The organism is Mesorhizobium sp. LSJC269B00 (assembly GCF_000502815.1).
Classification (GTDB): domain Bacteria; phylum Pseudomonadota; class Alphaproteobacteria; order Rhizobiales; family Rhizobiaceae; genus Mesorhizobium.
This window is the reverse complement of record NZ_AYVN01000003.1, coordinates 269,539-295,265: the sequence shown is the minus strand read 5'-3', so window position 1 is coordinate 295,265 and position 25,727 is coordinate 269,539. Positions and strand designations below refer to the sequence as shown.

Below are 25,727 nucleotides of genomic sequence, written 5' to 3'. Positions count from 1 at the left end.
CGTAGCGACGCGGCGCAGACCCGAGGATCCATGCCGTGACTTCTGAGCTACGCTGCGTTGCAGGTTCTGCTCCGCTGCTTCCATGGCCAAGGCATGATCCCTGGGTCTCCGCGACGGAGCTTCGCTCCTGCTTCGCCCAAGGATGACGAAGTCGAGATGCGTGCGGCCAACCTCCAAAGCAGCCGCTTGAATTCGTTCATTGCATCGTTATATAACATGTTATGGTTATCCAGCAGGCGGATCACCCATGGAAGACATCATTCGATCCCTTGGCTACCTCACCCTCGGCAGCAGGCTGAAGCGTATCGGCGAGCAGTTGCAGGCCGATACGCAGCGCATGCTCGATGGGCTGGAGGTGCCGGTGCAGTCCAGCCAGTATCCTCTGCTGGCCGCGCTCGACCGGCTCGGGCCGCTGCCTGTCGGCGAGCTGGCGCAGTCACTGGGGATCACCCAGCCGGGGGTGACGCGCAGCGTGGCGCTGCTGGCCGAGTTGGGGCTGGTCGAGGCCGCGCCATCGAACGACGACCAGCGCCGCAGGATGATCTCGCTGACCGCGAACGGCCAGCGCCTGGTCGATAAGGCGAAGCGAGACGTTTGGCCGCGCATCGAGAACGCCGTTGCCGACTTGTGCAAAGGCCTTGCAGGGCCGCTTCTCGAACAACTCTCGGCAATGGAGGACGGCCTGGCGGCGGCCCCGCTCGACCGCCGTGTGAAACAGGATGTCGCGCCATGAGCCATGTCCTCGATCGTCCGGTCTGGAGCGCGCTCGACACGCGGCATCGGATCTTTGCGTATGGCGACAGGCTCGCCAGGCGCTATCCCTCCTCGATCGTCCCCTTCGCGGCTTCCGGGGCAGACGGCGCTGAGAGCCTGCAGGCGCTCGCAAGCCTCATTCCTGCAGGTGAGAGCGTGTTCATGCTCCAGGCGGACCCCATTGCCTTGCCGCCGGAACTGACCGCGACCGTGACCGCCTTCGGCGTTCAGATGGTTGCCGAGGCGCCATTGCCTTCCGTGTCGGACGAGCGTGTGCAGCAGCTGACGCAGGACGACGCGGCCGAGATGCTTGCTTTGGCGTCACTGACCAAGCCCGGCCCGTTCACGCTCAAGGCGCTGAGCCTCGGCGAGTTCTGGGGCGTGAAGATCGGCGGCCGGCTGGCGGCGATGGCCGGCGAGCGCATGAAGCAGCCCGGCTACAGCGAACTCAGCGGCGTCTGCTCGCATCCCGAATTTCGCGGCAGCGGCCTCGGCCGGCTGCTGTCGGTGTTCGTGGCCAACCGAATTTTTGCGCGCGGCGAAATTCCCTACCTGCATGCCTATGCCAGCAATGCCGGCGCGGTCCGGTTGTACGAGTCCATCGGCTTCAGGCTGAGGGCAGAGATGAATGTGGCCGTCGTGCAGCGCGCCGGCTAGAGGCCTTTGTTTTTTACCCAATTCCGGACGGAAACCGCTTCACACTTTTCTGGAATTGCTCCAGGCCGCCTTGCAGGCCTCAGGCTGATTTCGGCTCCAACCGGCGGAAACCCACGGTTTCCATCAGCATATCTTCCTCGACCATGCCGGCATTGTGCAGCGCAAGCAGGTTCAGCGCGATCTCCCGCGCATCCGCGGAATCGGGATGCACGTCGCGCCTGCGGCAGGCTTCGTCGAACACGCGTTGCAGCCTGGCGATGTCGTCGGGTTTCAGCAGGCCACGGTCATAGACGGACTTTGGCATCCCAGTCTCCTCCAGAAGACGTAGGACGCCATGTTTAAAAGTCCATTCTTTTCTAATGCTTGAGCGCAGCTGCCTGGGTTTGCACGAATCCGACCGAGCGTGGCAGTCAGACCGCGATCGCGCTGCCATTCATTCAGCACCTCGGCCGTGGCCTGTTCCGCCGCAGTCTGCTTGACGTGCCGCCACGCTTGCGAAACAAGAGCTGCCACAAAGGACAGCGAGGCACAAAAGTGAGTTTCTGGGGACTGGCGCAGCTCGTCATTTCGACGGTGATCTTCCTGCTGGCGGCCATCGCGGCCAAGCAATGGGGGCTGGGGCCAAGCCTTGGCAAGATCGTGCTGACACTGGCGCTCTATACGGCGGGCAATCTGATGATGCTGCGGCTGGTTCGTGAGTTCGGCATGTCGGTGTCGTTCAGCCTGTCGGCGGTGATCCAGCTGGTGGCGGTCAATGTGGTGGCGCTGGTGTTCTTCGGCGAACGCGTCAATGCCTTGCAGGCGACCGGCATCGTGCTGGCCATCGCGGCGGTGGTGCTGATCTCGCTCGGGCCTTACCTGCAGGGGCGACTGTAATCCGATGAAGACCCCGCGTGCGTTCACCAACTGGCTTGAATTTCCGGTGCTGCTGGCCGGGCTGGTGATAGCCGCCGGGCTGTGGGGCTTCGAGGAACTGATGGAGGTGGCGCGGGCCACCACGCCGCACGCTTTCGATACTGAGATCCTGCTCGCTTTCCGAAAAGTGGGTCAGCCGGATGTTCCCGTCGGCCCGGCATGGCTGGAAGGCGCGATGCGCGACATCACCAGCCTCGGCAGCTCCAGCGTGCTGGTGCTGATCGTAACGGCGGTGATCGTCTACCTCCTGCTGATCCGTAGGCCGAGGACGGCGCTGCTGATCTTTGTCGCGGTGGCTGGCGGGCAGCTGCTGTCGACCTTGCTCAAGGCCGGCATCGACCGGCCGCGCCCCGATCTTGTCTCGCACCTGGCCAACGAGACGTCGCTGTCGTTTCCCAGCGGCCACGCCATGCTGTCGGCGGTGACCTATCTCACGCTGGGCTCGCTGGCAGCGCGCTTCCTGCCGGGACGAACGACGAAAATCTATGTCCTCAGCCTGGCGGTGCTGGTAACGCTGCTGGTCGGCGTCAGCCGCGTCTATCTCGGCGTCCACTGGCCTTCCGACGTGCTGGCGGGATGGTGCGCCGGCTTCACCTGGGCGACGCTGTGCTGGCTGGCGGCGCGAATGCTGCAGCGGAACAAGGCGGTGGCCGATGGCAACGAGCCTGAAGACTGACGATCCGGAGCGACATTCAAATCAGCCGGTTGATCAGCCCGTGTCCGCAGCCTGCCAGCAGAAAAACCGCCGACAGCAAGGCTGCCGACGTCGTCAAGGTCCTGAAAATCTTCAACTGATATTTCCCCGCCATAAGAGCCAAGGCGGTTAACGTAGCATGCTCATCCCGTATCCCGCCATCCGGCTTTGTGGAGAGATCATGTTTCATGTATGCTTTATGATGGTTGAAACATCACTATGATTGTATTACACGTCGTCTCCGCAGACTCAGACGGGGGTTCCGACCGATGATCACTGCCGCGCAGATGCGCGCCGCGAGGGCGCTGGCCGGCATCGATCAGAAGACACTCGCCGAGCGTGCCGGCGTTTCGCTTCCGACAATCCAGCGCATGGAAGCGAGTGACGGCGTGGTCAGGGGTGTGGTCGATACGCTGATGAAGGTTGTCCAGGCTCTCGACGAGGCCGGGGTGGAGCTCATCGGCGAGAACCAGACCAGCGAGCGCGGCGGCCGGGGCGTGCGCCTCAAGCCGGTCGCGCCGCCGAACCCGCAAGGCTGAGCCGGCATATAGTCGCGACGGCGACCGCCGACAGTCCTGCCGACGATCCCGCCGCCTTCACGCAAGCGGAAGGCAGTCCATGGATCAGATCCGGCGGGCAGTGCATCAACCGGCCCAGAAGTCGGCAAAGCCGACATTTTCAGAGCTGTTCACGCCCAAGCTGGTGACGGTCTGGCGCGAAGGTTACCGCCTGCCGCAGTTCAAGGCCGACTTCATGGCCGGGCTGACCGTCGCCATTGTCGCGTTGCCGCTGTCGATGGCGATTGCGATTGCTTCGGGCGTGACGCCGGAGCGCGGCCTGTTCACGGCCATTGTCGGCGGCTTCATCGTCTCGGCGCTCGGCGGCAGCCGCTTCCAGATCGGCGGCCCGGCCGGCGCCTTCATCGTGCTGGTGGCGGCGACGGTGCAGCGCGAAGGCGTCGACGGACTGCTGCTGGCGACGATGATGGCCGGCATCTTCCTGCTCGCCATCGGCTATCTCCGGCTCGGAACCTATATCAAATTCATCCCTTACCCGGTGACGGTCGGCTTCACCGCCGGCATCTCGATCATCATCTTCTCCGGCCAGATCGTCGAACTGTTCGGGCTGAGGCTTGCCGGGCCGGAGCCCGGGCCGCTGCTGCCGAAACTGATGGCGATCGGCCACGCGGCCGGCACGCTCAACATCTCGGCGACGCTGGTGGCGGCGCTGACCATCGCCACCATCGTCGGGGTGAAGCGCTGGCGGCCCGGCTGGCCGGGCATGCTGATCGCCGTCGGACTGGCCTCCCTTGTCGTGGCGCTGCTTTCGCTGCCGGCGGAAACGATCGGCACCCGCTATGGCGGCATTCCGCGCAGCCTGCCGTTGCCGGCACTGCCGGCACTCAACCTCGACAAGGCGCTTGCGGTGCTGCCGGATGCGGTGGCTTTTGCGCTGCTCGGCGCCATCGAATCGCTGCTCTCGGCCGTGGTCGCCGATGGCATGACCGGGCGGCGTCACCGTTCCAATTGCGAACTGGTGGCGCAAGGCTTTGCCAACATCGCGTCTGCCCTGTTCGGCGGCATCTGCACCACCGGCACCATCGCCCGCACCGCCACCAATGTGCGGGCCGGCGCGCATGGGCCGGTTTCCGGCATGCTGCATTCGCTTTTTCTGCTGGTCTTCATGCTGGTGGCCGCACCGCTGGCCAGCTACATCCCGCTTGCCGCCCTTGCGGGTGTGCTGGCGGTTGTCTGCTGGAACATGTTCGAGAAGCAGGCCTTCGCCACGTTGCTGCGCGCTTCGCGCGGCGACGCCCTGGTGCTGATGGCAACCTTCCTGATCGTCGTCTTCCGCGACCTCACCGAAGGCATCGTCGTCGGTTTCGCGCTAGGCTCGATCCTGTTCATCGATCGTATGGCCAAGTCGATCGCCGTGGAGGCGGATTTGCCGCTGGACGATGTCGCCGACAGCAGCGGCCGCGCCTACGATGCAAGCGAGGCAAGCGACGCCGACACCGTCGTCTATCGCATCTCCGGCGCCTTCTTCTTCGGCGCCGCCTCGACTGTCGGCACGGTGCTCGACCGCATCGCCGACCAGCGCAAGAACTTCATCCTCGATTGTTCGGCGGTGCCGTTCTTCGATTCCACCGCGGCCAATGTCATCGAGGGCGCGGCGCACAAGGCGAAGCGCGCAGGGGTGCGTTTCATCATCGCCGGTGCCTCGCCGCAGACACGGCGCATGCTGATCAACCACGGCGTCAAGCGGCCGCTGGTGACCTTTGCCGCCTCGATCAAGGATTCGCGGGCGCAACTCAAAGCCGCGCCCGCTGGCTGAGCCGGCAAGTGTGCGCCGTCAGTCCAGGCTCAGCACCGCGATCTCGCCCTCGTTCATCAGCGGCACGAAAATCCGCGTGCCGTCTGTGCCGATATCGGCGCTGCCCGGCTTGAACTGCTCTACAGCCTCCGGCGCCTCGCCGACTTTGTACCGATAGAGCGTGCCGGTCATGAAGGCGGTGGCGTAGATGCTGTCGCCGATGGCGACGACGCCGTCGAGGTCGGCAAAGTTTTGTGCGCCAGGCAGCGGCGTCACGGCTTTCGTCGCGAGATCGACCGACAGCAGGCCCCCGGGCGCGGCAGTGCTGAAGTCCGGCTTGATGCCCTTGCCCCAGGACGCCACGATCAGCCGGTCGCGATCGGCAAAGATGCCGTTGGGTGCGGCGAGCTTCGCATCCTTCACGAACAGTTCCGGCTTGTCGCCGTCAATGCGGTAGATCGCATCGGCCAGCATGTCGGTGACATAAACCTTGCCCGAACTGTCCGATGTCACGTCATTGAGGAAGACGGCGCCGGGCACATCGATGGTCGAGACCAGCTTGCCGCTGGCGAGATCGACGATTCGCACCTTGGTGATGTCGGCGACGTAGAGCTTGCCGCCGGAGATCGCCGAGCCCTTCGGTGCATCCATGCCGGCGGTCCAGTGCCGGCTGACGACCTTGCCGTCCAGCGACAGCACCGAGAGATAGCCGTTGCCGTCGGCCTCGCCGGGATTGCCGACGATGTTGGAGACGATGATGCGATTGTTGGCGGCGTCGAACAGCGCCGCTTCCGGTTGCTCGAAGCCCGAGGCGCGCCAGAGTTCGGCGGCCTCGGCCGCAGGTGCGAGCGCGATAGCGAAGGCGGCGACGCAAATCGAGGTGATGAGGGTTTTCATGGCCAGGTCTCCTGTGATGGATAGCGGAGAGCTAGGAGTTTCGATACTTTTCCGGAAGGACGATTCGAGCTAGTATCGAAATTCGATACGAAATGGCGCAAAAGAGGTGCATTCCATGAACGGCCTGATCTTCGAGGCGCTGAAGCGGACGATGAAGGCCAAGGGCGTCACCTATCGTGAGCTAGCCGGGCGTATGGGCATTTCCGAGCCGACGGTGAAGCGCATCTTCCACGAGCGCAACTGCAAGCTCGACCGTCTCGTCGGGATCTGCGCCGCCGCCGGCGTCGAGCTGGAAAACGTGCTCGGATCGATGAACAGGGGGCCGGGACCGGTCAATCGCATCGCGCCGGAGATCGAGCGCAAGCTCGCGGGACGGCCGGCGCTGCTGTTCATCTTCGTCATGCTGTCGGAGAAGTTCACGCCCGAAGGCGTCATGCGCTCGCAAGGCTTGAGCGAAGCCTCGATGTTCCTCTATCTGCGCGATCTCGAAGCGCTCGGTCTGATCGCATTGGGCAGCGGGCTGTCGGCACGGCTGCTGGTCGACACACCGATCCAGTGGAATTTCGAAGGGCCGCTCAGGCCGCTGTTCGAGATGACAAACAAGAATTTCATCGGCTGGGCGATCACCCATCTGGAGCGGGAAGCGACCTTCGTCTCTTTCTCCAGGCGGATGCGGCCGGAGACGGCGGAGATGGTGAAGCGCGAGGCAGAGGAACTGGCCGAGCGCGCCAAACTGCTCGCCCATCACGACCAGCACACGACGCCGGAAGACGGGCTGACCGGCTACAAATGGACATTTGCTTTTGGCGCAACCCCGTTTCCGGCGATCATGCCGATCGGCCCGCACCCCAGGGATGCCGGGGCGTCAGACCGGCCCACCGCTGCTGCAAAGGGACGCCGTCCTTTGCCGGCTTGAGTGGGCAATCATCCGAGCAGGATTGCATCTGGCGGCTGAGCTTGTCGCGCTCCAGTCCGGAGGTGCTTCAAAAATGAAGCCACATTCATGATAGAGTTCGCGCGCTGATTTGCCAGACTGTACGGGGCGGGTTTGCCGAATGCGTGACCGTCCCCGCAAAATCGAAGTGATCCTATGCCGACCGCGCCAACACTTGAACTTCGCCGCTATTCGCGCCTGAAAAATTTGCGGGAGCGCGCAGAACGCCAAGGTGCTGCATTGCAGTTCTGGGCGCGCACGGCATCGCTCGCCGTGATCTCCTGCTTCTTTTCATTGATCAGCCGCTGGGATGCCTCGCTGCTCTTCGTGCTGGCGGGCCTCGCGCTGTTCCAACTCGTCGGCCTGATCCAGTTTCGCTTTGCGCGCCGTCGTAACGCGCCATGGTGGATCGGTTACCTCGTCGGTACGCTGGACATCATTCTGTTGACCGTTCTGCTGGTAACGCCCAACCCGTTTTCCCTCGAGGTCGCGCCGGCCGCGATGCAACTGCGCGAGGGCAGCTTCAAATTCCTGCTGATTTTCGTATGCCTTGGCGCGCTGACCCTTTCGACACGATTGGCGCTCTATCTCGGCGCGCTCGCGGCCTTGACGTGGACGATCGGGGTGGGATGGGTGGTTTTTCATGCGGGAACCGTCATTCCGGCAACGAACCTCTATTCGCTGCCGATGACAGAGCGACTGAATCTCTATCTCAACCCCAATTTCGTCGATACGTTCGCGCAGGCGACCAATGTGTTGGTTGTCCTGATTATCGGCGCGATCATGGCGCTGGTCGTCTCCCGTTCCCGGCATCTGTCGGAAGACTATGTCAAGGCGGAGCGCGCCCGCGCCAATCTCGCCCGGCATTTTTCGCCCAATGTCGTCGACCAGCTCGCCTCGGATGACGAGCCCTTCGGTCCGGTCCGCCGGCAGGATATCGCGGTGCTGTTCGCCGACATCGTCGGCTTCACACACTATTCCGAGGATCATCCGGCCGAAGCAGTGTTCGAACTACTGCGTCAGTTCCACCGTCGCATGGAGCAGGTCGTTTTCGACCACCATGGCACCGTCGACAACTATATCGGCGATTGCATCATGGCGACCTTCGGGGTTCCGCAAGCCAGCCATGACGACGCAACCCGGGCCATCCGGTGCGCTGAAGCGATGATCGCCGCTATCGAAGACTGGAATGTCCAGCGTGTGTCCAGGGGATATCCGCCGCTGGACGTTCGGATCGGTGCACAATATGGCGCCGTCGTCCTCGGCGCGGTCGGCAGCGAGCGCAACCTGTCCTTCGCGGTGGTGGGCGACACCGTCAACGTCGCCAGCCGTTTGCAGGCGCTCTGCCGGGAGCTTCAGGCGAATATTTGCTTTGGGTCACGACTGATCGAGGCCGCGAAGGCGGAATCGCTCGGGACACAGCTGAATGCGCGCGATCATGGACCGGTTAGCATCCGCGGCCGGGACGAACCGGTCCATGTCTGGGTCGAACACAGAGCCGAAAACCAGGGCGCTATTGCGGTTTCGGCGTGATGCAGGCCGCCATGTGAGACGCCTGCACCTCATGACTCAGGCCGAAGCCATCACGTGTCTGAGGCGATTGCGCCAGCCTTCGCGGCTGCGGCGTCGGTGCCTGCCTTGTCCTCCCAGGTCACCGCCCGGTAGTCGAAACCAAATTCCAGCGTCGGTTTCACGATGCGGAAGAAGGGCGACAGGTCGAAGTCGCGCGGCGTGTAGAGCGAGTGGTGGCGGATGTGCAGGATTTCGCGGCGCGAATAGTTCGACTGCGCCGAGGCGCGGCCGGGCGCGCGGGTGATCTCGGGCAGGATCGGGTAGCGGATCTCGCCATAGGCTTCGGCGATCAGCGTCGAGCAAATGGCGCGCGTCGGATCGCCGGAACCGAAAGCCAGCATGCGGCGGCGCCAGCGCACCGGCACCGGTGGCGTCGGCAGGAAAAAGCGCAGCATGTCGAAGATGTTCTTGAGATCGTATTTCAGGCCGAGCTTGCCGATCATGAAGGCGACGACATGGTCGCGGTCTTCCGGCGCCAGCCCGCTCGCCCGGCAGATACGGGTGTTGTAGGTGCGGTAGCGCGACAGCGGCACGGCGACACAGCCTTCGCCGAGCGTGACTTCGATCAGCCGACGCCGTTCCGATCCGTCCTCCGGTTCGGACAACGCATCGCCGATATAGAAGGCCGCATGCGACCAGGTCGACTGTGTCAGGTATTTAATGGCCGCGGAGATCTTCTGGTTGCCTTCGATGAGCAGGATGTCGCCGGGTTCGAGCGTGCGCCGCAACGTCTCGGCGTCGGACGGCGTGTAGGGCTCATAGCCCGAGGATTCGTCCTGCAGCCGGCCGGCAAGCCAGCGGCCAAGTCGGTCGAGAAGCGTGTCGCGCGGCGCGGTCATGGCAAAGTGTGACTAGCACGAGGTGACGTCCTCGGCCATGATCAACCGACCGGGACCTCTTTCGACAATACCGGGCCGGCGAGGTCGTCGCGCGCATTGCGCGCGAGTTTCTTTGTCGAGCGCTTGGGGCTGTCGCCGAACAGCTCGGCCGCTCCGGCGAGGCAGCTCTTCTTCAGGCTTTTTTCCGAGCGCTTCAAAAGCTTGCCAAGAAGCCTTGTATCCTGCGCATCGCCGAGCGGCTCACCGTCGGCCTCGAGCAACACGCGCATGACGAAGACGTCGTGCAGTTCGCCGAGCCTTTCGCCCAGTTCGTCGACCGCCTTGCGCCGCACCTTGATCGGCGTCGGCCACAGCCGGCCGAGCAGCGACAAATGCATCGAGTGGGTCTTGGCAGCCTTGCGCAGATCGTGGAAATCCTCTGCTTCGCCGCGCGATCCCGCCCGGTCCAGCGCCTTCCTGGCACGGCGCAAGGTCTTGCGAGCGCCTTCCGCAAGCACATCGGCTGCATGCTCAGGCAGATCGGGGAGCAGCAGCCGCTCTATCCTGATGAGGCCTTCCTCGCAGGCGGCGGTGGCCGCGCCTATGGCGGCGTCGAGGCCGGCGCCGGCATGCGTTTCATGCTGGCGGGCAATCAGCCGGTCGCGCACGCTGTCGAGGCCGCCGCCGGCAACCTGCTCGGGAAAGGCGGCTGCCAGCCGGTCGACGGTCTCGACCAGCGCGGTCGCCTCGCGCGGCCCGGCAAGCAGCGCCGCCACCTGACGGTAGCATTGGTTCTCAGTCTGACAGAATGTTTCATTTCCGGAACGGACCAGCCGCAGCAAGGCGCGCGCGCTCTTCAGCCGCTTGCGGCATTTGTGCAATGCCTGCTCCGGCTGGTCGCGCGCGACGGCCAGATGGGCAAGCGCCTTGCCGATCTCCTCGCCAAGGATACGCCTGACCTCGCCGGTCAGCGGCAGGCGCGGATCGATGCGAAAGCTCATGCGGCGATCTCCGGAATCCCCCTAGAGCATGATGCCGAAAAGTGTGAAGCGGTTTTCGGACGACATCATGCTCCATCTCTTTTGATTTAGAGCCGGATTCCGATTTTAGGTCGACCCGACCTAAAATCATCCGGCTCTAGGGCGAGCGACGCGTTGTAAAATCTCTGCTCGCCGGTCACTTCGCGGCCGAGCCAATCAGGCAGCATTTCGTCAGGTACATCCTCCGGCGTCTCCAGTTCGGCCACCACAAGGCCGGCTAGGATCCCGCCGAAAACATCGACTTCGTAGAGATAGCCGCGATGCCTAACATGGTGGCGTGTCTTCTCGATGACATGTCCGATGGCGAAGGCCAGCATCTCCTCGGCATCAGTCAGAGGAATTTCATATTCGTATTCGTCGCGCTCGCGGATCTTGCTGCCGAATTTGAGCGTCAGCTTCGCCGAACTGCCGTCGCTGATGCGCACGCGCACGGTGCGGCCAGGTGCTGCGGCAAGATAGAACTGGCGAATGCGTATATTCGCCTCGGCCATTTCTAGCCATTCGGCGCTGGAGACCAGGAACTTGCGTTCGACTTCCTTGCCCATGGCCGCGCACTAAAGCGTCTGCGGCGCGACATGGCAAGCGGCCGTAGACAATCAATTTGACTTTAATCAATCGTTTGATTAAACAGGCCACATGATCAAATCCGCGCCCAACAAAATGCCTCGCCAGGAGACATCGCCCGCCGAGCAGACGCGCGCCGCACTGGTGCTGGCCGCGCTCAAACTGTTTGGGCGGCAGGGCTTCGACGGCACCTCGACGCGCGAGATCGCGGCGGAGGCGAAGGCCAACATCGGCTCCATCGCCTATCATTTCGGCGGCAAGGAAGGGCTGCGCGGGGCCGCCGCCGACCACATCGTTGAGACCATCCAGGCGGTTGCCGGCCAGGCGCTCGGCGGCATGCAGCTGCAAGGTCAAGCCAGTTCAGAGACGGCGCGGGCGCAGCTCTCGACCGCATTGGAGCGGATGGTAGGATTTGTCGTCGCCAGGCCGGAGGCGGGCGAGATCGTACAATTCGTACTTAGAGAGTTGTCGCATCCGACGGCCGCCCTCGACCGCATCTATGACGGGGTGTTCGAACCGACGCATCGCCGCCTCTGCCAGATCTGGGAACAGGCGACGGGCGAGCCGGCCGAAAGCGAGGCCACCAAGCTCGTGGTCTTCACGCTGATCGGCCAGGTCATCTATTTCCGCATCGGCCGCGAAGCAGTGATGCGTCGTATGGGCTGGCGCGAGATCGGTAACACCGAAGCCGCCAAGGTGGTGGCGGCGGTCACAAGCAATCTTGGCGCCATACTGGCGGCCCGAAATCCGGTCGCCCGCAAGGAGGGCAAGCGATGAGTTTTCTCTGTTCCCTGCCGCTCGCAGCCCAGCTGTTCGGCGCCTGCGCGCCGGCAGCGCCGCTTGCCGTCGGCTATGTCGAGGGCGACTATGTCTTGCTGGCGCCGATCGAAGTGGCGCAGGTCGAGACCGTCGCGGTCAAGCGCGGCGACCGTGTTGTATCAGGCACGCCGGTGGTGACTCTCGAAAGCGCCGACGCAAAAATCGCCGTCGCCCAGGCAGAGGCCGCGCTCGCCCAGGCGCAGGCGCAGCTGGCCGACCTGCAGATCGGCAAGCGGCCGGAGGAGATCGCGGTGCTGAAGGCCGAGGTCGACATGGCCAAGGCCCAGGCCACGGATGCCAAGCGCAAATACGACCGCGCCGCCGACCTGTTCAAGCGCGGTGCCGGCACGCAGGCCGACTACGACACCGCCGCCGCGACGCTGGAGACCGCCAATGCGCAGGTCGGCCAGGCGCAGGCCAACCTCGCCGTCGGCGGTCTGCCTGCGCGTCCCGAAACGATCAAGGCGGCAGACAATCAGGTCAAACAGGCACAGTCGGCGTTGAAGCAGGCTGAGTGGCGGCTATCGAAGCGCGTGCTGGCGGCACCCTCGCCCGGCCGCATCAATGACGTCATCCGCAATCCCGGCGACACCGCCGGTCCGACCGCGCCTGTCATTTCGATGTTGCCGGACGGTGCGGTAAAGCTCAGCGTCTATGTCCCGGAAAGTGCGTTCTCGTCGATCAAGGTCGGCACGCTGCTTGTCGTCCATTGCGACGGCTGCGGGCCGGAGGTGAAGGCGCGCGTCAGCTATGTCTCGCCCGACCCGGAATTCACCCCGCCGGTGATCTACTCGCTCGAGAACCGGCAGAAGCTGGTCTACCTCGTCGAGGCGCGGCCTGAGGGCAAGGCGCAAGCGCTGCAGCCGGGACAGATCGTCGATGTCGAGCTGGCGGCCTCCGCAAAATGAACGCCATCGACGTTCATGGCCTGGTCAAGCGTTTCGGCGACAAGACTGTCGTCGACCATGTGACGATGACGGTGGCCGAGGGCGAGATCGTCGGCTTTCTCGGGCCCAACGGGTCCGGCAAGACGACGACCATCCGCATCATGTGCGGCCTGCTGACGCCCGACGAGGGCGAAGGTACGGTGCTGGGTTTCAACATCCGCACCGAGTCGCTCCGCATCAAGCGCGAAGTCGGCTACATGACGCAGAAATTCTCGTTCTACGAGGATTTGACGATCGGCGAGAATCTCGAATTCGTGGCGCGGCTCTACCGGCTGAAGCCGGTCGAGGAGCATGTGTCGAAAACGCTGGAAGAGCTTGGCCTGACGAGCCGCCGCAACCAGCTCGCCGGCACGCTGTCGGGCGGCTGGAAGCAGCGGCTGGCACTGGCCGCCTGCATCATGCACAAGCCGAAGCTGCTGCTGCTCGACGAGCCGACCGCCGGCGTCGATCCGAAGGCGCGGCGCGAATTCTGGGACGAGATCCACCGGCTGGCGAGCGGCGGTCTGACCGTGCTGGTCTCCACCCATTACATGGACGAGGCCGAGCGCTGCCACCGCATCAGCTACATCTCCTACGGCAAGATGCTGGCCACCGGCACGGTGGACGAGGTGGTGACGAATGCCGGTCTGACCACCTTCGTGCTGCAGGGACCGCGCCTCGACCAGGTCGCCGATGCACTCAGGGACCGGCCCGGCGTCGACCAGGTGGCGCCGTTCGGCGCGACGCTGCATGTCGTCGGCTCCGACAAGGCAAAGCTCGAAAAGGCGCTCGCCGATGTCGAGAAGGAGCACAAGGGTGTCAGCGTAAAACCCGGCGAGACCAGCCTTGAGGACGTCTTCATCCAGTTCATGTCCGGCTCGAAGGACAATATGGCATGAACAGCGTCTTCTCCTTCGCCAGGCTAGGTGCGCTGCTGATCAAGGAATTCATCCAGATGCGGCGCGACCGCATCACCTTCGCCATGATGCTGGGCGTGCCGCTTTTGCAGCTGGTGCTGTTCGGCTACGCCATCAACAACGATCCCAAAAGCCTGCCTGCCGCACTGGTGGCGACCAGCAATGACCCCTACACCCGCGCCATTGTCGCGGCCCTGCAGACGACCGGCTACTACCGCTTCGACCATGTTGCGCAAAGTGCCGAGGCTGCCGAATTCCTGATGGCGCGCGGCGATGTCGCCTTCGTCGTCACCATCCCGGCCGATTTCGGCCGCCGGGTGGAGCGCGGCGACAATCCGCAGATACTCATCGAGGCCGACGCCACCGACCCGGCCGCCGCCAGCGGCGCCATCTCGACGCTAAGCAAAGTGGCCAGCCAGGCGCTGCTTCGGGCGCAAGGCATGCAGGAGGCGGCGAGTGAGGCCGCCAGGGGCCAGCTCGATGTGGTGGTGCACCAGCGCTACAATCCGGAAGGCATCTCGCAATACAACATCGTGCCCGGCCTGCTCGGCGTCATCCTGCAGATGACCCTGGTGATGATGACCTCGATCGCGCTGACCCGCGAGACCGAGCGCGGCACGATGGAAAACCTGCTCGCCATGCCGTCCAGCCCGTTCGAGATCATGCTGGGCAAGGTGCTGCCCTATCTGGTGGTCGGTGGCGTCCAGGTGGTGGTGGTGCTGGCGGCGTCGAAGCTTCTGTTCGCCATTCCTTTCACCGGCTCGATGTCGCTGCTGCTTACCGCCGTATTGGTGTTCGTGCTGGCGCTGGTGCTGCTTGGCTACACCATCTCGACCATCGCCCGCACGCAGATGCAGGCGCTGCAGCTGACCTTCTTCTTCTTCCTGCCGTCGATCCTGCTGTCCGGCTTCATGTTCCCCTATCGCGGCATGCCGGGCTGGGCGCAGACCTTCGGCGAGATTTTCCCGCTGACGCATTTTCTGCGCATCACCCGCGCGGTGATGCTGAAGGGCGCCGAACAGCCGGCGGTTGCGGGCGAGATTGCCTGGCTGGTCGGGTTCGTGGCCTTGTTTGCCGGCGTCGCATTGGTGCGGTTCAGGCGCACGCTCGACTGAGCGTTCAGGAATTGAGCGATCGCGGACCGCTGACGAACGGACTGCCCCTGACATAGAACCGCAGCGGGCGGTCCGCATCCTTCGTGATGCCGATGCGGATGCCTTGGCCGATGTCGCCGGCCTGATGCCCGTCGGCTGCCAGCCATAGCGGGCCTTGGCGGCACAGATCGAGGCCGTCCAGCGAACGGTCGATCCGCAATGCCTGTGCGAGCCGTCCCGGCCCGCGCGCCACGTCGCGCAGGCGCTCCACGCCCCGGTTCTGCCGCATGATGGCGATGCCTTCGAGCGGTTCGAGCGCCCGGATCAGCACACCGGTGCCGGTCCCTGGCCCCTCGCTCGAAACATTGAGCATCCAGGAGACGCCATAGGCGAGATAGACATAGGCGTGCCCGGCGTCAAGAAACATCGAACGGTTGCGCGGCGTCATCCCGCGATAGCCGTGACCGGCGGCGTCGCCGGTGACATAGGCCTCGGTCTCGACGATACGGCCGCCGACGATGCCTTCCGGCAATTCCCGCACCACGAGCTTGCCGATGAGATAGCGGGCGAGATCGGCCGTATCATCAGGCAGTTCGGCACGATCGAGCGGATGGTGGCTGGACATGCTACCGCCGCCGTGTTTCAAGGTATCCGTTCGACCCATTGCGCGCGCGACTGCCCCGGCTCGAACGGATCGCCGAAATACTGGGTCTCGCGAACCACCTTGCCATCGACGAACTCCATGATGCTCACCGTATAGGACGGAATCCCGTCATAGGTCAGGACATACTCGGTGATCCAGAGGTCGCCTGACCCGGTGATCCGCCGCACGGCAAAGCGCTTCCGGTTGGGCTGGGCGGCGCGCGACGGCTTGATGTTGTGCCGTCCGCTGATGCGCTCGCCTGACTGCGGATAGTCAAGCACCGCGTCGTCGCGATAAATCTGATGCTCCGTCTCGAAATCATTGGCATCGGAGGCAGCCCAATGGCGATCGAGAGCCGCCCTTATCTCAGCGTCTGCCATATCGGTTCTCAGGCCGCAGCCATGATCTCGGCATAGGTGGTGAAATCGACATTGCCGCCTGACAGCACGACGGCGACGCATTTGCCCGACAGTTCGATCTCGCCTGACGAGAGCGCCGCCAGCGCCACGCAGCCGCCGGGTTCGACCACCAGCTTGAGATGGGCCATGGCGTCGCGCACCGCCTGTGCGGCCGCCTTGTCGGAGACGGCGATGGCGCCGGCGAGGTTCTTGCGGTTGATCTCGAAGGTGATGGCACCGGGCTCTGCGGTGAGGATGGCATCGCAGATCGAACTGTGGCCGGGCTCGTTGGAAACCCTTTTTCCCTCGATCAGCGAGCGGCGGGTGTCGTCGAAATGCTCGGGCTCAACGGCCCAGACTGCCGTGGCCGGCGAGGCATCCTTGACGGCGATCGAAATGCCGCTCGTCAGGCCGCCGCCTCCACAGGGAATGACGACCGCGTCGAGGCTGACGCCGAGCGCTTTTGCCTGGCGCATCAGTTCGAGACCGATCGTGCCCTGGCCGGCGATGATGGCCGGATCGTCGAAAGGAGGCACCAGCACCATGCCCTTGTCCATGTAGGGTCGCACCACCGTCATGCGGTCGTCGCGAAAGCGGTCGAACGGCACCACTTCGGCGCCCATCTTGCGGACATTGGCGATCTTCATCGCCGGCGCGTCGGCCGGCATGGCAATGACCGCCTTGACGCCGAACATGGCAGCCGCCGCGGCGACGCCCTGAGCATGGTTGCCGGAGGAGAAGGCGACGACGCCGCGGCTGCGCTCTTCTTCGCTCAGCGAAGACAGCTTGTTGTAGGCGCCGCGGAACTTGAACGAGCCGGTGCGCTGCAGCGTCTCCGGCTTGAACAGGATGCGGCCGCCGAAGCGCTTGTTGAGTTCCAGCGATTCGATCAAGGTCGTTTCGGCGATCAGGCCGGAGAGCCGCGCGGCGGCGGCATGGATGTCGGCGATGCCGGGAAGCGTGGTCATGGCGAAGTCCTGAAAGCGATGAGTTCGGCGCATGGTGCACGCAAAGGCAGGCCACGCACCAATGAAAAAATGTGACCGTTACAAAGTTTGACGGGCATGAGCGGCGACGAGGTCAAACTGGCCCACCTCTCCCGCCTTTATCCGCCGGGCCGTATCGGCTAAGGGCGGGGAGCAGAATTCCGGACCGCCAGAAATGACCGCCAAGCCAAAACCCCTGTTCCTCGGTATCGACACCGGTGGCACCTATACCGATGCCGTGCTGTGGTCGGAACAAGGCGGGCCAAAAGGCAAGGTGCTGGCCAAGGCCAAGGCGCTGACCACGCGGCACGATCTTGCCGTCGGCATTTCCGGCGCGGTCGATGCGGTGCTGGAAAAATCGGCCACCGATCCGGCCGCGATCAAACTCGTGTCGATGTCGACGACGCTCGCCACCAATGCGCTGGTCGAGGGCCAGGGTGGGCGTGTGGCGCTCATCATGATCGGCTTTGCCGGGGCCGACCTTGCGCGCGACGGGCTGAAGACGGCGCTCGGCACCGATCCGGTGGTGTTTTGTCCGGGCGGCCATGACGTGCACGGCAATGCGGCCAAGCTCGATCTGTCGGGGCTGGAAGCAGCACTCCCTGAACTCGGCGCCTCGGTGTCGGGCTTTGCCGTGTGCGCCTATTTCGCCACCCGCAACCCGGAGCATGAACTCGCCGCGCGCGACCTCATCCGCGAAAAGACCGGCCTGCCGGTGACCGCCAGCCATGAATTGTCGGCCAAGCTCGGCGGTCCGCGTCGCGCGCTCACCACCTTGCTCAACGCCAGGCTGATCTCGATGATCGACCGGCTGGTGGCGGCAACCGAAGGATTTTTGGAAGCCCGCAACATCGCAGCGCCCCTGATGGTGGTGCGCGGCGATGGCGCGCTGGTTTCGGCGGCGTTTGCCCGCCAGCGGCCGATCGAGACCATCCTCTCCGGCCCGGCCGCCAGCCTGGTCGGCGCCCGCCACATGACGGGCCTGGACAACGCCATGGTGTCCGACATTGGCGGCACCACCACCGATGTCGCCGTGCTCGACGGCGGCCGTCCTCGGCTCGATCCCGAAGGCGCCACTGTCGGCGGCTTCCGCACCATGGTCGAGGCGGTCGCCATGCGCACCTTCGGCCTCGGCGGCGATTCCGAAGTGGCACTGGAAGATGGCGCGCTCAACCCGAAAATCCTGCTCGGGCCGCGCCGCCTGGTGCCGCTGGCGCTGGCCGGCATGATGCATGGTGCTTCAGTGACATCGGAGCTCGAGCGCCAGCTCAGGGCGCCCAACCCCGGCCGCATGGACGGCCGCTTTGCGTTGCGCACCGGCGTGCCGGACAGGCTCGCCGCCGGCCTGACCGCGCCCGAGGCGAAACTGTATGAACTGATTGGTGCCGTGCCGCTCGCCATCGACAGGCTGCTCACCTCGAACGCCCAGAACGCCACGCTGAACCGGCTGGTCTCGCGCGGTCTTGTGCATATCTCGGGCTTCACCCCCTCGGACGCCGCCCATGTGCTCGGCAAGCAGGCCAACTGGGACCCGCTTGCGGCCCGGCTCGGCGCCGAACTGTTTGCCCGCAAGCGTGATGGGCGAGGCCAGTACATCGCGCCGTCTCCGGAGGTGATTTCCGAACGCGTGCTGCTGACGCTGACGCGCTGGTCGGCCGAATACATTCTGGAGACAGCCTTTGCCGAGGATGGGCTGGATGGCGCCGCCACCGTCGCGCACGCGCTGGTGCAGCGCGCCGTCGATTCCCATCCCGGCATCGCAAGGCTCAGCGTCGCGCTCGATCGTCCGGTCATTGGCCTCGGCGCCTCGGCGCCGCTGCACTATGCCGGCTTGGCCGAGCTGGTCGGTAATGAGTGCGTGGTGCCGGAGGATACCGACGTCGCCAACGCGCTCGGCGCCGTCGTCGGCCAGGTCCGCGTCTCGGCCGAAGCCCGCGTCAGCCAGCCCAAGGAAGGTTTGTTCCGGGTCGCGTCGGGGCAAACGGTGCGCGACTTCACCGACGAGGCCAAGGCGATCGCGGCAGCGGAGGCTGATGTGCGGGCGATCGTAGCCGCGCGCGCGAAGGATGCCGGCACGGATAATGCCGAGATCGACGTTTCGACCGAGTTCAAGGTGTCTACGGTTGAGGCCCAACGGATGTTTATCGAAGCGCATGTGGTGGCGGTTGCATCGGGTCGGCCGAGGATCGCGGTTTAGGGTAATCTCCCCCACGAGGGGGGAGATCAGCAGCTTCAAAATCCCCGGCTTCACCCTAAGCTGAATTGACCCTTCGCCCCTGACATGCCAAAGGCCGCAAAGCCTTCATCTGGAGAAGCCCTGATGACCGATCGCGTCGAGATCGCCGGATTGCGGATTGCCCGCGAACTGCATGACTTTGTCGGCGAAGCGCTGCCGGGTACCGGTATTGCCGCGGACGTTTTCTGGAACGGCTTTTCGGCCATCGTGCATGATCTGGCGCCGAAGAACCGAGCGCTGTTGGCCAAACGCGACGCCATGCAGGAACAGATCGACGCCTGGCACCGCGCCAATGGCGCGCCCATCGATATGGAGGCCTACAAAAGCCTCTTGCGTGAGATCGGCTATCTCGTGCCCGAAGGGCCGGCCTTTTCCGTGTCGACCGACAATGTCGACCCCGAGATCGCCAGCGTTGCCGGGCCGCAGCTGGTGGTACCGGTGATGAATGCGCGTTATGCGATCAACGCCGCCAATGCTCGCTGGGGCTCGCTCTACGATGCGCTCTACGGAACCGACGCCATTGCCGAGACCGGTGGCGCCGAGAAGGGCAAAAGCTTCAACCCCGTGCGCGGCGCCAAGGTGGTTGCCTGGGCGAAGAGTTTTCTGGACGAGTCCGTGCCGCTCACCTCGGGCAAATGGGCCGGCGTGAACGGGCTGACGGTTTCGGGTGGCACCTTGCGGCTCGGCGCCGGCGCCGGCGGCACCACGCTGGCCAACCCGAAACAATTTGCCGGCTATCGCGGCGACGACGCCAACCCGGAAGCCATCCTGCTGGTCCAGAACGGCCTGCACATCGAGATCCTCATCGACCGCACCAACCAGATCGGCCGCACCGACCCGGCCGGCATTGCCGACGTGATCCTGGAATCGGCGCTGACCACCATCCAGGACTGCGAGGATTCGGTCGCGGCAGTGGATGCCGAGGACAAGGTCATCGTCTACCGCAACTGGCTCGGCCTGATGAAGGGCGATCTGGCGGAGGAAATCAGCAAGGGCGGCAAAACCTTCACGCGCAAGCTCAATCCGGACCGCGCCTGGACCGCGCCCAGTGGTGGCGCGCTGAGCTTGCCTGGCCGCTCGCTGATGCTGGTGCGAAACGTCGGTCACCTCATGACCAATCCGGCCATCCTCGACCGCGATGGCAACGAGGTGCCGGAAGGCATCTTGGATGCGGCGATGACGGCGCTGATCGCGCTGCACGATGTCGGCGCCAACGGGCGTCGGATGAATTCCCGCGCGGGCTCGATGTATGTGGTGAAGCCGAAGATGCATGGGCCGGAGGAAGTCGCCTTCGCAGTCGAGATTTTCGACCGCGTCGAAGCGCTGCTCGGTATGGCGGCAAACACCATCAAGATGGGCATCATGGACGAGGAGCGGCGCACCACCGTCAACCTCAAGGAGGCGATCCGCGCCGCCAAGGAACGCGTCGTGTTCATCAACACCGGCTTCCTCGACCGCACCGGCGACGAGATCCACACCTCGATGGAAGCCGGGCCGATGATCCGCAAGGGCGACATGAAGCAGGCCGCCTGGATCTCCGCCTATGAGGCGTGGAATGTCGACATCGGGCTCGAATGCGGGCTCGCCGGTCATGCCCAGATCGGCAAGGGCATGTGGGCGATGCCGGATCTGATGGCGGCGATGCTGGAACAGAAGATCGCCCATCCCAAGGCCGGCGCCAACACCGCCTGGGTGCCGTCGCCGACAGCGGCGACGTTGCACGCCACGCACTATCACAAGGTCGATGTCCATGCCGTCCAGGCGGCGCTGAAGAGCCGGCCGAAGGCCAGGCTCGATGATATATTGTCGGTGCCGGTGGCGGTGCGGCCGAACTGGACCCCCGACGAGATCCAGCGCGAGCTCGACAACAATGCGCAAGGCATTCTGGGCTATGTCGTGCGCTGGATCGACCAGGGCGTCGGCTGCTCGAAAGTGCCCGACATCAACGATGTCGGCCTGATGGAAGACCGCGCCACGCTGCGCATCTCCTCCCAGCACATCGCCAACTGGCTGCACCACAAGGTGTGCTCGCAGATCCAAGTGATGGATTCGCTGCGGCGCATGGCGGCGATCGTCGACCTCCAAAATGTCGGCGACCCGCTCTACCGCCCGATGGCCACCGACTTCGACGCTTCAATCGCCTTCCAGGCCGCCTGCGATCTGGTGTTCAAGGGCCGCGAACAGCCGAATGGCTACACCGAGCCGGTGCTGCACAGGCGGAGGCTGGAGCTGAAGGCGAAAGCGCGGGCGAATTAGCGCCTGCATTTCCCTCCCCCTTGAGGGGAGGGTGGCCCGAAGGGCCGGGTGGGGTCCTGCGTGAAGTGCGGCGACTCCCTTCGGACGACACTACAAGCAATGTCAGCGCAGAGGCCCTTTCTCGGCTCGGCTTCAAAAATCGAGCATTCTTCGGCGATCCCACCCGGCCGCTTCGCGGTCACCTTCCCCTCAAGGGGGGAGGGTTAAGCCGCCTGCGCCACCCGCTCCGACATCATGCGGTAGGAAATCGCCTCGGCCAGGTGAATGCGGCCGACGGTTTCGCTGGCGTCGAGGTCGGCCAGTGTGCGCGCCACTTTAAGCACGCGGTGATAGGCGCGCGCCGAAAAGCCGAGTTTCTCGCTGGCGTCTTTAAGCAGCGACAGGCCGGCTGCGTCCGGCGCGGCGATGTCTTCGATAACAGACGGCGAGCAATGCGCGTTGGTGGTCGCGCTGGTCACGCCGAGCCGCTCGAACCGTTCGCGCTGGATGGTGCGGGCGCGCGCGACGCGCTGCGCAACGGCGGCACTTTTCTCCGCCCGATCCGGCCGGATCAGGTCGGCGGCCGAGACCGCAGGCACCTCGATCCTGAGATCGATGCGGTCGAGCAGCGGGCCGGAAATGCGCGCCTGGTAGTCGGTGCGGCAGCGCTCGCCGCGCAGGCAGCGATAGCCGGGCTCGCCGGCCATGCCGCAACGGCACGGGTTCATCGCCGCCACCAGCTGGATGCGCGCCGGATAGGTGACGCGGTGGTTGGCGCGCGCGATCATGCAGTCGCCGGTCTCCAGCGGCTGGCGCAGTGCATCCAAGGTCTGCGGCGTGAATTCGGGAAACTCGTCGAGGAACAGGACGCCGTTATGGGCAAGCGATACTTCGCCCGGCCGCGCCCTGATGCCGCCGCCGACCATTGCCGCCATCGAGGCCGAATGGTGCGGGGCGCGGAACGGCCGCCGGTCGGTGAGCTTGCCTTCGCCGAGCTCGCCGGCCACCGAGGCGATCATCGAGACTTCAAGAAGTTCCTTCGGTGCCAGTGGCGGCAGAATTGAAGGCAGCCTCTGCGCCAGCATCGATTTTCCCGAGCCGGGAGGCCCGACCATCAACAGATTGTGGCCGCCGGCCGCCGCCACTTCCAGCGCCCGCTTGGCGCTTTCCTGGCCCTTGATGTCTGAAAGGTCGGGCAGGTCGCGGGCCGAGACATGGATGCCGGGCTCGGGCCGCGACAGCACCTGCGTGCCGCGAAAATGATTGGCGATGGCAATCAGGCTGCGCGGCGCCAATATGTCGAAATCCTTGCCCGCCCAGGCCGCTTCCGGCCCGCAGCCGAACGGGCAGATCAGGCCCTTTCCCTCGGCATTGGCGCCGATCGCCGCCGGCAGCGCGCCGGCCACCGTGGCAATGGTGCCGTCGAGCGACAATTCTCCGAGCACGACATAGGAGGCCAGCATGTCGCCCGGAATGGCGCCGAGTGCAGCCATCAGGCCGAGCGCGATCGGCAGGTCGTAATGGCTCCCTTCCTTGGGAAGATCGGCAGGCGCCAGGTTGACCGTCACCTTCTTCGACGGCATCGACAGCCCCGACGCATGCAGTGCCGCCTGCACGCGCTCGCGGCTTTCGGCCACCGCCTTGTCGGCCAGCCCGACGATCTGCATGCCGACCTTGCCCGGCGCGATCATCACCTGGACATCGACCGGTACGGCCTCGATGCCCTGGAAAGCAACCGTGCGAACCCGCGCCACCATCTTGCTCTGCCCCCGGATATCGGCTCGCCTCGGCCTTGTGGTTCAGACCGCGAGCGACGTCAGGACAAGACAACCATAGATTTCAGGCCAAGGCAAGAACATTACAGGAACGTGCATTCGTGGTGGCTGCAGCGCGCTGTGCCGGTTGCAAAAAAGGAAGATGGTCAAGCAAAATGGAACGGCTGCTCCGCCTCCTCGACCGCGTTTAACAAGGGCGACAGAGTTCCTCCGGCAATCCGAGGCTGTTGCCGTCTAAGCGGTGACGAAGGCATCGACCGCACCTGAAAGGGATCGATCGATTGCGATTTGGGGTGGAAGCCACTCCATGACAGGATATCGGAAAGGCCAGGGCATGGCGATCCGGCGCGAAGAGCCGCTTTCCAGAAAAATCTCATTTACAAGGTCTATGAACCGCCCGCGGTCCCGTTCAACTCGTTTCAAAGTTTGCGTACGAATATGAGCCCGGGGTATTCGCCGCTCCTTCAGTGCCAAGACAGCCTCCGCGATGGATCGAGGATCGGGTGGAACTGTAAGCGAATAGTCGGCATCCAGATAAAGGTCTCGGCCACCACGGTTCGGCGTCGTGACCACTGGAAGGCCCGCGAGAAGATATTCCGTGCTGGCGAACATTGGTCCTTCCAGGTGAGAGAGACAGATTCCCACGGCTGCACGATTTAGATGCGTGTTCACCTGAGCCGGTGCCAATCGGACAGGCTTGCCGGTGCCGTCAAACTCGTTGATAAAGACGTGATGCGGCGCGAGCTCCCTATGCCGATTTATTCGCGCTCTTTCCGACTCCGTCGTGGAGGATCCGCTTGAATCTCGATAGAAGACAAATGCGCAACGCTGGATGCCAAGCGACAAGTCATGGCGCTTCCACGGAGCCAGCTGCGCATTGTAGATTGCATCAAATTCTACAGGGACGTCATCGAGAGGCCTGAATATGTGTTCGGAGGTTGTTGACGTCTTGTTGTGCAGGACGGCGGCCTCGCCGGACTGGTTCAACAGATCAGCCTCTGCCTGAGTGTTGGATAGGAAGATTAGCGAGTGACGGGGGTTCTTGAGTCTATGCAGAACGGCATAGGTCCGGATGGTTTTGACGCTAGCACTGTTTTCGATGGACCAGGTTGGCGAGATGAGAAACCAGGCGCGGTGGCTGCGTGGACGGAAAGGCATATGACTTGCTAGTCCGAGCGGCGTACCGGACATTCCCGAATAGGATATGAACGGATCGTCCGACAGCAAACTGGCCTGAAGAGCAGGTTGCGACTTCGCGGAAGGGTGCCCTTTTCTGAGGTTGTGGCCATGACGCAGCATGGCTCTGACAATCTCGAATTTGGTAGGAGGGCGATACCCGTGCTGTAGGGTCAACATGCGGCAATTGCGATCTTGAGTGCGGAGAAAAACTCGCTTCGATAGAGAGAAATTTGGCAAAGAAACACCGCCATTTGATCGACGGAATATCTCAGGCGATCAAATCTGGTGTACGGAGAAGCGCCTCTTGAAAGAAAACATCGTCCCAAGCGGAGCTGGTTCTCACATCGCGCTACCAACCGTATCCGTTTGCGTAGGCTGTTTCAATCAAGAGGCATTCATCGACACTGCGATCCGATCCGTAGCGGCGCAGACATACACTGCGTTCGAGTGCGTGGTGGTCGATGATTTTTCGACTGACGGTTCCCGCCGAAGGATTGAAGAGTGTCTGTCCCAGCTTGGCGACAGTCGTTTCCGCTTTCTGCCCCGACTGCAAAATGGCGGGCAGTTGGCAACAATGATGACCGGGCTTGACGCGACGGCCGGACCCCTGATCTCCTTTCTTGACGGTGACGATGCTTGGCATCCTGACTTCATAGAATGCCATGTGAGAGCGCATCTCAGCCACACCCGTATCGCGGCAATGTCGAGCTCCGATGAGGTGGTGATAGACACGGCCGGCAACCTGCTTGCGGGCGGTCATCCCGTATTCCACCTGAACGACCCGCGATCGATGCCGAAAATGAGCGGCTACCTGCATGTCGACACCGAAGCTGACCCGACATTATTATTTATTGATCGGGGTACCGTGGGTTGGTTTTGGTCGACCACATCGGGGATGATGTTTCGTCGAGCTCCGCTTGAAATCATGCGTCCATCCGATCCGGACGAAATAAGGATATGTGCCGATGGTTATATGGCTCGTGCCGCCCATATGATCGGCGGAACCGTGAGGATTGGGCGGGCTCTTGGCAGTTATCGGCTTCACGGCGGCAATGGCTGGGCGGACGGGCGCATCCTGGGTACCGGAGTTGGCCTCGGCAGGATGTCGCCCGATACTGAAATAGCGATACGGCGGGCACTGGCCAATCGTTGGTGCGAAGTGGCGCCGGGACTGGAGCATTTAATCTCCCGCGCAGGACCTTGGTCGACCTGATCGGACTGTCTGCGGCTTTTGCATTGCTGGAAAAGAACTCCGATGCGGGTTTTCTGCTGAAAGATTGGGCAACACCACAGCGAAAATTTCAGACCAGACTTATCGGTCTCCTTCCTCCGAAACTGAGGCCTCGGCGCTTCCGGGACATA

The 25,727-nt window shown here is 63.8% G+C and carries 26 protein-coding genes; 15 read left to right on the top strand and 11 right to left on the bottom strand.

What is annotated here, in order from left to right; all coding sequences use genetic code 11:
* Positions 1 to 247: 247 nt before the first annotated feature.
* Together X771_RS155440 and X771_RS155445 are read left to right on the top strand one after the other, a co-directional pair.
* Positions 248 to 733, top strand: a complete 486-nt coding sequence (locus X771_RS155440) for a MarR family transcriptional regulator (RefSeq protein ID WP_023687520.1) — start codon at positions 248 to 250, stop codon at positions 731 to 733.
* Positions 730 to 1,410 (top strand): GNAT family N-acetyltransferase, encoded by a 681-nt coding sequence (locus tag X771_RS155445; RefSeq protein ID WP_023687519.1) that lies wholly within the window; start codon positions 730 to 732, stop codon positions 1,408 to 1,410. Before X771_RS155440 ends, X771_RS155445 begins: the two co-directional genes overlap by 4 nt.
* 79 nt (positions 1,411 to 1,489) lie before the next feature.
* Here X771_RS155445 and X771_RS155450 read toward each other — a convergent pair whose 3' ends face one another.
* A complete protein-coding gene (locus tag X771_RS155450; RefSeq protein WP_023687518.1) occupies positions 1,490 to 1,714 on the bottom strand; it encodes a hypothetical protein in 225 nt (74 codons plus the stop codon).
* 230 nt (positions 1,715 to 1,944) lie between these two features.
* Between X771_RS155450 and X771_RS155455 the strand changes: the two genes are divergently transcribed.
* Positions 1,945 to 2,286 (top strand): hypothetical protein, encoded by a 342-nt coding sequence (locus X771_RS155455; protein ID WP_023687517.1) that lies wholly within the window; start codon positions 1,945 to 1,947, stop codon positions 2,284 to 2,286.
* Positions 2,287 to 2,290: 4 nt separating this feature from the next.
* The gene (locus X771_RS155460; RefSeq protein ID WP_023687516.1) at positions 2,291 to 3,001 is read left to right on the top strand and encodes a phosphatase PAP2 family protein; all 711 of its coding nucleotides are present in this window, start codon (positions 2,291 to 2,293) and stop codon (positions 2,999 to 3,001) included.
* Positions 3,002 to 3,017: 16 nt separating this feature from the next.
* On the opposite strand, the gene X771_RS1000000168015 is transcribed toward X771_RS155460, so the two are convergent.
* On the bottom strand, positions 3,018 to 3,209 hold the full coding sequence (locus X771_RS1000000168015; protein ID WP_023687515.1) for a hypothetical protein: 192 nt from the start codon (positions 3,207 to 3,209) through the stop codon (positions 3,018 to 3,020).
* Between the two features lie 79 nt (positions 3,210 to 3,288).
* On the opposite strand from X771_RS1000000168015, the gene X771_RS155465 reads away from it, so the two are divergent.
* Positions 3,289 to 3,558 (top strand): helix-turn-helix transcriptional regulator, encoded by a 270-nt coding sequence (locus X771_RS155465; RefSeq protein ID WP_023687514.1) that lies wholly within the window; start codon positions 3,289 to 3,291, stop codon positions 3,556 to 3,558.
* 79 nt (positions 3,559 to 3,637) lie between these two features.
* Positions 3,638 to 5,353 carry a SulP family inorganic anion transporter gene (locus tag X771_RS155470; RefSeq protein ID WP_023687513.1) on the top strand — a complete coding sequence of 572 codons (1,716 nt, stop codon included), beginning with the start codon at positions 3,638 to 3,640 and terminating at the stop codon, positions 5,351 to 5,353.
* Between the two features lie 18 nt (positions 5,354 to 5,371).
* Here the strand turns inward: X771_RS155470 and X771_RS155475 are convergent, their stop codons facing one another.
* A complete protein-coding gene (locus X771_RS155475; protein ID WP_023687512.1) occupies positions 5,372 to 6,229 on the bottom strand; it encodes an SMP-30/gluconolactonase/LRE family protein in 858 nt (285 codons plus the stop codon).
* A gap of 115 nt (positions 6,230 to 6,344) precedes the next feature.
* On the opposite strand from X771_RS155475, the gene X771_RS155480 reads away from it, so the two are divergent.
* Positions 6,345 to 7,145, top strand: a complete 801-nt coding sequence (locus X771_RS155480) for a helix-turn-helix transcriptional regulator (RefSeq protein WP_023687511.1) — start codon at positions 6,345 to 6,347, stop codon at positions 7,143 to 7,145.
* A gap of 174 nt (positions 7,146 to 7,319) precedes the next feature.
* Entirely contained in the window at positions 7,320 to 8,696 is a 1,377-nt protein-coding gene (locus X771_RS155485) for an adenylate/guanylate cyclase domain-containing protein (protein ID WP_023687510.1), read from the top strand.
* A gap of 50 nt (positions 8,697 to 8,746) precedes the next feature.
* Here the strand turns inward: X771_RS155485 and X771_RS155490 are convergent, their stop codons facing one another.
* From X771_RS155490 to X771_RS155500, 3 genes are all read right to left on the bottom strand, one after another.
* Positions 8,747 to 9,574 (bottom strand): hypothetical protein, encoded by an 828-nt coding sequence (locus X771_RS155490; protein ID WP_023687509.1) that lies wholly within the window; start codon positions 9,572 to 9,574, stop codon positions 8,747 to 8,749.
* Between the two features lie 41 nt (positions 9,575 to 9,615).
* Positions 9,616 to 10,554, bottom strand: a complete 939-nt coding sequence (locus X771_RS155495; RefSeq protein WP_023687508.1) for a CHAD domain-containing protein — start codon at positions 10,552 to 10,554, stop codon at positions 9,616 to 9,618.
* An 86-nt stretch (positions 10,555 to 10,640) separates the two neighbouring features.
* Entirely contained in the window at positions 10,641 to 11,138 is a 498-nt protein-coding gene (locus X771_RS155500) for a CYTH domain-containing protein (protein WP_023681278.1), read from the bottom strand.
* 91 nt (positions 11,139 to 11,229) lie between these two features.
* Between X771_RS155500 and X771_RS155505 the strand changes: the two genes are divergently transcribed.
* From X771_RS155505 to X771_RS155520, 4 genes are read left to right on the top strand one after another with little or no spacing between them, the layout of a single operon-like run.
* On the top strand, positions 11,230 to 11,934 hold the full coding sequence (locus X771_RS155505) for a CerR family C-terminal domain-containing protein (protein WP_023687507.1): 705 nt from the start codon (positions 11,230 to 11,232) through the stop codon (positions 11,932 to 11,934).
* Entirely contained in the window at positions 11,931 to 12,884 is a 954-nt protein-coding gene (locus tag X771_RS155510) for an HlyD family efflux transporter periplasmic adaptor subunit (RefSeq protein ID WP_023687506.1), read from the top strand. The genes X771_RS155505 and X771_RS155510 overlap by 4 nt, the downstream gene beginning before the upstream one ends.
* Complete coding sequence (locus X771_RS155515; protein ID WP_023673289.1) at positions 12,881 to 13,801, top strand: ABC transporter ATP-binding protein; 921 nt, start codon at positions 12,881 to 12,883, stop codon at positions 13,799 to 13,801. Before X771_RS155510 ends, X771_RS155515 begins: the two co-directional genes overlap by 4 nt.
* The gene (locus tag X771_RS155520) at positions 13,798 to 14,934 is read left to right on the top strand and encodes an ABC transporter permease (RefSeq protein WP_023687505.1); all 1,137 of its coding nucleotides are present in this window, start codon (positions 13,798 to 13,800) and stop codon (positions 14,932 to 14,934) included. Before X771_RS155515 ends, X771_RS155520 begins: the two co-directional genes overlap by 4 nt.
* A gap of 4 nt (positions 14,935 to 14,938) precedes the next feature.
* Here X771_RS155520 and X771_RS155525 read toward each other — a convergent pair whose 3' ends face one another.
* Genes X771_RS155525 through X771_RS155535 form a run of 3 tightly spaced genes read right to left on the bottom strand, consistent with a single transcriptional unit; the run spans position 14,939 to position 16,922 of the window.
* On the bottom strand, positions 14,939 to 15,538 hold the full coding sequence (locus X771_RS155525; protein ID WP_023687504.1) for a DNA-3-methyladenine glycosylase: 600 nt from the start codon (positions 15,536 to 15,538) through the stop codon (positions 14,939 to 14,941).
* A 17-nt stretch (positions 15,539 to 15,555) separates the two neighbouring features.
* Complete coding sequence (locus tag X771_RS155530) at positions 15,556 to 15,936, bottom strand: nuclear transport factor 2 family protein (RefSeq protein ID WP_023687503.1); 381 nt, start codon at positions 15,934 to 15,936, stop codon at positions 15,556 to 15,558.
* An 8-nt stretch (positions 15,937 to 15,944) separates the two neighbouring features.
* Positions 15,945 to 16,922 carry a threonine/serine dehydratase gene (locus X771_RS155535; RefSeq protein WP_023673293.1) on the bottom strand — a complete coding sequence of 326 codons (978 nt, stop codon included), beginning with the start codon at positions 16,920 to 16,922 and terminating at the stop codon, positions 15,945 to 15,947.
* 193 nt (positions 16,923 to 17,115) lie between these two features.
* Here X771_RS155535 and X771_RS155540 point away from each other — a divergent pair, with 193 nt between their 5' ends.
* Positions 17,116 to 19,137, top strand: a complete 2,022-nt coding sequence (locus tag X771_RS155540) for a hydantoinase/oxoprolinase family protein (protein WP_023687502.1) — start codon at positions 17,116 to 17,118, stop codon at positions 19,135 to 19,137.
* A 123-nt stretch (positions 19,138 to 19,260) separates the two neighbouring features.
* A complete protein-coding gene (locus X771_RS155545) occupies positions 19,261 to 21,432 on the top strand; it encodes a malate synthase G (protein ID WP_023687501.1) in 2,172 nt (723 codons plus the stop codon).
* Between the two features lie 203 nt (positions 21,433 to 21,635).
* Here the strand turns inward: X771_RS155545 and X771_RS155550 are convergent, their stop codons facing one another.
* On the bottom strand, positions 21,636 to 23,168 hold the full coding sequence (locus X771_RS155550; protein ID WP_023687500.1) for a YifB family Mg chelatase-like AAA ATPase: 1,533 nt from the start codon (positions 23,166 to 23,168) through the stop codon (positions 21,636 to 21,638).
* Between the two features lie 252 nt (positions 23,169 to 23,420).
* Positions 23,421 to 24,485: a glycosyltransferase family 1 protein gene (locus X771_RS155555; protein WP_156932602.1), complete on the bottom strand. Its 1,065-nt coding sequence runs from the start codon at positions 24,483 to 24,485 to the stop codon at positions 23,421 to 23,423.
* A gap of 184 nt (positions 24,486 to 24,669) precedes the next feature.
* On the opposite strand from X771_RS155555, the gene X771_RS0133690 reads away from it, so the two are divergent.
* Entirely contained in the window at positions 24,670 to 25,578 is a 909-nt protein-coding gene (locus tag X771_RS0133690) for a glycosyltransferase family A protein (protein ID WP_050587420.1), read from the top strand.
* The last annotated feature ends 149 nt before the right edge of the window (positions 25,579 to 25,727 follow it).